Source organism: Roseateles sp. P5_B10 (assembly GCF_056400485.1).
In genome coordinates this window covers 1-5,099 of sequence record NZ_JBFULE010000375.1, presented here as the reverse complement: position 1 = coordinate 5,099, position 5,099 = coordinate 1, and the positions used below count along the sequence as shown (strand labels likewise).

The 5,099-nt window shown below is 66.5% G+C and carries 3 protein-coding genes and 1 tRNA gene; all 4 read right to left on the bottom strand.

What is annotated here, in order from left to right; all coding sequences use genetic code 11:
- Positions 1–250: 250 nt before the first annotated feature.
- Positions 251–781 (bottom strand): polyhydroxyalkanoate synthesis repressor PhaR, encoded by a 531-nt coding sequence (phaR, locus tag AC1DU6_RS19715; protein ID WP_082532689.1) that lies wholly within the window; start codon positions 779–781, stop codon positions 251–253.
- 408 nt (positions 782–1,189) lie between these two features.
- Complete coding sequence (locus AC1DU6_RS19710; RefSeq protein WP_477859044.1) at positions 1,190–3,118, bottom strand: GGDEF domain-containing protein; 1,929 nt, start codon at positions 3,116–3,118, stop codon at positions 1,190–1,192.
- Positions 3,119–3,600: 482 nt separating this feature from the next.
- Positions 3,601–3,677 (bottom strand) — tRNA-Val (locus tag AC1DU6_RS19705).
- Between the two features lie 45 nt (positions 3,678–3,722).
- Positions 3,723–5,099: RelA/SpoT family protein (locus AC1DU6_RS19700; protein ID WP_477859042.1), on the bottom strand; the 1,377-nt coding region annotated here is incomplete at its 5' end.

Below are 5,099 nucleotides of genomic sequence, written 5' to 3'. Positions count from 1 at the left end.
CCTCAGGATCGACCACCTCGAAATAGGAGATGCGGGTCTCCACGCCATCACGCTGGACCGATTCGGCACCCGTCGCCCTCAGCTGGTGACCCTGCGGAACGTAGATGCGCCGCTGGTGCTCTTTCTCAATCATGCTCGCTCCTCGACATAGGAACAGCACAGTTGCGGGCGGCACCCGCCTGGTCAAGGCACGCTTACCTGCCCTCACGCGCGTTACGTAGCCGAGCGAGCCGCCACTGCGGCCGACAGCCTATTTCTTGGGCGTGAACGGGAACATCACTCCCGCCTGCTTGAGCTGCTCCTGCCACTGGTTCATCAGCGTCTTGGACTGCTCGGCATAGCCGCCCATCAGGCCCGTCCAGGCCTCGGGGGTGAAGGGCATGCCGCCGGGCGTCTGCTCCGTAAAGCGCGACTGCAGGTCGGTGAAGGCCTGCATCTGCCGCTCCAGCAGGCCGCCCATGACGCCCTGCATGGCATGGCCGTAGAAGCGAATGATCTGGGCCAGCGAGCTGGTCGAGAACATCGGCACGCCGCCAGTCTCCTCCTCCAGGATGATCTGCAGCAGGATGGAACGCGTCAGGTCTTCCTGGGTCTTGGCGTCATGCACCTCGAACTCGACACCTTCCAGCACCATGCGCTTGACGTCGGCCAGCGTGATGTAGCTGCTGGTCTGCGTGTCGTAGAGGCGCCGGTTGGGGTATTTCTTGAGGATGCGCAGCCCGGGCTTGGTGTCGCCGGACTGGGCTTGCTCGGATGCCGCTTTCTTGCGGGCAGTCGCCATGCGTGGGTCTCCTGTGCAGTGCAGCAAATTCTAGGCAGAGCCTGACCGCCGTTCCGAACGGGTTTACCTGGGGCTGGTGAACCGAGCTGTCCGCCACGGAAACTCACCAAACGCCGCAATTGGGCGCAGGCGTGCCAGCGCGTGGGCAAAGAAAAGCCCCCGAACCTTTCGATTCGGGGGCCTCCAATCTTCAAAAATTTGATAGGCGCGATTGGATTCGAACCCACCATGGCAAGGTGAGGAAACGGGGCTTTACGGGACATGCTAAGACATTGATTTCACGGGAGAAATTTCCCTTATACGTCCCGACCCGCTTCCTAAACCACACCCCATTTTTCGCACGTTTCTGGGCTGGGGAAGCAGGATGGCCATGCGGATCACCTATCCAGCGCTGGCGCCCCGCGAGCGTCAACTGTGCAGCGGCGCCAGTGAGCCGCAGGCAATCGCTTCCTGCAGGCTGCCTTCAGTGGGGTGGGCGCCTGCGCCAGCCGCGGACGGCGCCCCGACGCCGAACCAGCCGTTGCRTCCACGAGCCTTGGCTTGGTAGAGCGCCTCGTCGGCGAGCTCTACCGATCGTTCCCAGGAGCCGCCGTGCTGCGCGCCGGGGACGAGAGGATATGGGGCGAAGCCGATACTGCATGAGATCTTCAGAGGTTGCCCGTCCGGCAGCTCGACCGGGCTCCCGTCAATGGCTTTGCGCAGCCTTTCGGCCAGCTGCGCCGCATGCCCGCGGGGCGTTCCCCGCGTCATGAGCAGGAACTCTTCGCCGCCCCAGCGGATGAGCTCGTCCTCCCCTCGCAACACACCCTTTAGGCGCTCCGCCGCCTGCCGCAGCACGGCGTCCCCGGCAGGGTGGCCGAAGCTGTCGTTGACACGCTTGAAGTGGTCGAGGTCGATCAGGTAGAAGAGCAGGTCCACCGGCTCGGCCGCGACCGTCCCGCGGCCCGCATGGGAGCGATCCGCCGCGGCCACGTGCGATTCCACCTGGGCCATGAAGTGCCGGCGGTTGCGCAGGCCMGTCAGCGGATCGGTGACCGCCATGTCCTGGAGCTGGCGGTTCACGGCTGCCAGGGTTCTCGCATGCCGGCGTGTCGCCCTCACCACCAGCAGTGCCGCGGCGCTGCTGGCGAGCGCGGCCAGGATCACGGCCGCAACGACGGTCCGCTGCGTCTGGCGCTCGCTGGCCTGGCGCTGGGCGCGCTCACGCTCGGCACTCGCGAGGGCCTGGTCCAGCGTCAGCCCGGCCCGATGCGATTCGTCCAGGCTCTTGCGCAGGCCCTGCAGGTGCTCCGCCAGCGCGCGGTAGGCCTCGTCGTGGCGGCGCGCGAAGGCGTACTCCTCGGCCACCTCGTCCAGCATTTCCCAACGGTCGCTGCCCTGGGCTTCGGCCTCCAAGATGGCCAGGCCCTCAGCGTGCCTGCTCAGACGGTTGAGTGCCTTGCCCCGGTTGAACCTGGCGACGCGCGTCGTGTCAGCGTCGCCCCGGGCCGCGACGATCGCGGCGTCGGCCATCTCCAGCGCCGCCGCCGGCAGCCCGGCCTTCAGCAAGGCGTCCGACTGGTTGCACAGGAAGTTCACCAGCATGTAGGGCGTGCGCCCCAACTTGAAGGCGATCTCCTGCGCCCGTGGTCCCAGCGGGCGTAGCTTGTCCCACTCGCCGGTTGCCCGGTACATATCGTTCAGCAGGACCAGCGTCCTGAGCTGCTCCACGCCGTCGTCCACCGCCTCCTGCTCCTGCAGCACGGCCAGCAGCTCCCGCTCCGCTTCGTCCAGCTTGCCGGCCGAGCGGAGCCGGTCCGCCCATTCGTCACGGGCCCACCAAGTGACCTTGTCGGCGGGATGCCGGATGGCCAGCTGCCTGGCCTCCTGCGTGTAGCGGCCGAGAGCGTGGAACTGCTTCCAGTCCTCCTGCAGCACCAGCAGCACCCGGAGCTCGTCATGCCAGTCGCCGCGGGCCCGCGCCTCGGCGAGCAGGCGCATGCCTTCCAGCACGGCCTTGTCCAGCTCCTGCCGGGCTTTGAGCTGGCCGATGCGCAGCAGGCGATGGCGGAACTCGAGCACCGGGTCGCGGTGTTGCCGCAGAAGGCCGGCCGCCCGATCGAGCAGTTCGCTGGCGCGCCCCCCGTCCGAATGCCGCAACTGCCTACCCTGCTCCAGCAGGGCCGCCACCTCCAGCAGAGGATCGCCGCTGGCGTTAGCCTGCGAACGGCTGCGCTCCAGGAAGGCAAGGAACTCGGTGCGGGGCGCGAATGTCTGGACGTCCTGTACTTGCTGGTCAAAGGCACTCACGCTCGGGGTGAGCGCGAAAGCCAGTCCTTGCCAAGCAAACGCCGCCATCCACAGCGCTCGCACAAGCAGCCGCGCCGGACCCGCGCGCCGCCGAGGCCCGCCTGTTCCGGAGTACCCATTCCAAAGAACTGCCACGCCGACCCCACTACAGCGGCAACCGCTGCATGACCAATTTTCGGACCGGCATGCCAACGCGTGTCAGCCATCCTCCCGCCACGGGCTGGCGCGCACAAGAATCCATCACGAACTGCCGGAAAACTGCAGACGTCGACCGCGGCGTGCCTGTATCGACAGGTACAGCGGCGCCAAGGGTCGCAAGGATCGGCCTCAGCTCGACGCCATGCTGAAGGGCGTGGCTCGGAAGGAATTTGACGTGGTCGCGGCTCAGCACTGCTGCGTCACAGCTTGGCTCAAGCACCACGACACTGGTAAATCGTTGACTTCAAAAGCAAAAATGCCTCAGATCCGTGAAGATCTGAGGCATTCTTAACCTACCGTCGGACTGACCCCACTGGGTCAGTCTTCATATTTGGTAGGCGCGATTGGATTCGAACCAACGACCCCCACCATGTCAAGGTGGTGCTCTAACCAACTGAGCTACGCGCCTGAAGAGCTGCGCACTATAGCAGGTTTTTGAGGCCCTCGTCCATGCTCACTTGCGGCGTGCCGAGCGCACGCCAGAGATGGCGCAGAGGTCGCGCAGCACCTTGGCCAACCTGGATGCATCAGACAGTTCCAGCGTGAAGCTCATCCAGGCCGTGTCGCCGCCGCCCGCGCGGGGTTTGACGGCGCCGGGCTTCATCGACTGTGTGTTCACCGCGACGACATTCATCTTCTCCTTGGCGAAGATCTCCAGCACGTCGCGCAGCAGGCCCTGGCGGTCACCGGCCTCGACGAGCACGTCCACGGGATAGACGGGCGCACCCTTGCCCACCGTTTCACCACCGCCCCACTCCACCGCGATGACGCGCTCGGGCGAGCGACGCTTCATCTCGGCGAGGTTGCTGCAATCGCTGCGGTGGATGGCCACGCCCTTGCCGCGCGTGACGAAGCCGGAAATGGCGTCGGGCGGCGCGGGCCGGCAGCAGCGCGACAGCGTCGTCAGCAGCGAGTCGATGCCCACCACGAGCACGCCGCCACGGTTGCTGCTGGCGCTGCGCGTGTGCCGCTGTGCCAGCAGTTCGTTCTCGTCAACTACCGGCTCGGGCGGGCGCAGCAGCAGCTCGATGTTGCGCAGCGAGTATTCGTCCTTGCCAACGACCTCGAACAGCGCATCCGCACCCTTGAAGCCCAGGCGCGCAGCCAGCTCGTCGAGCTTGAGCGCCGTCTTGCCCTCGCGCTGCAGCAGCTTCTCGACCAGGTCGCGGCCCTTGACAATCGTCTGCGCCTGCTGCAGCGCGTTGAACCACGCACGCACCTTGGCGCGCGAGCGTGGGCTCTGCAGATAGCCGAGCTCTGGGTTGAGCCAGTCCAGCGACGGGCCGCCTTCCTTGGTCGCGATGATCTCGACAGTCTGGCCGCTTTGCAGCGGCGTGTTCAACGGCAGCATCTGGCCGTCGATGCGTGCGCCGCGGCAGCGGTGGCCGAGGTCGGTGTGCACCGCATAGGCAAAGTCCACCGGCGTCGCACCCGCCGCCAGCTCGACGATGGTGGCCTGCGGCGTGAAGACATAGATGCGGTCGTCGAACACCGGGCCGCCCTCGGCGCCCTGCACGGTGTCGCGCTCCCAGGCCAGCAGCTGGTTGAGCACGGCCTTGCGGGCTCGAGCCACCTGCTCCTCGAACTCGCCAGCCGCACTGACACCGGCATAGCCGCGCGCACCGGCCTCCTTGTAGGCCCAATGGGCGGCAACGCCATGTTCGGCGTGCTCATGCATCTCGCGCGTGCGGATCTGCACCTCCATCGCCCGGCCGTCGGGCCCGAGCACGACGGTGTGCAGGGACTGGTAGCCGTTGGGCTTGGGTTTGGCGATGTAGTCATCGAACTCGCCGGGCACCGGCGTATAGACCTCATGCAGCCGGGCCAGCGC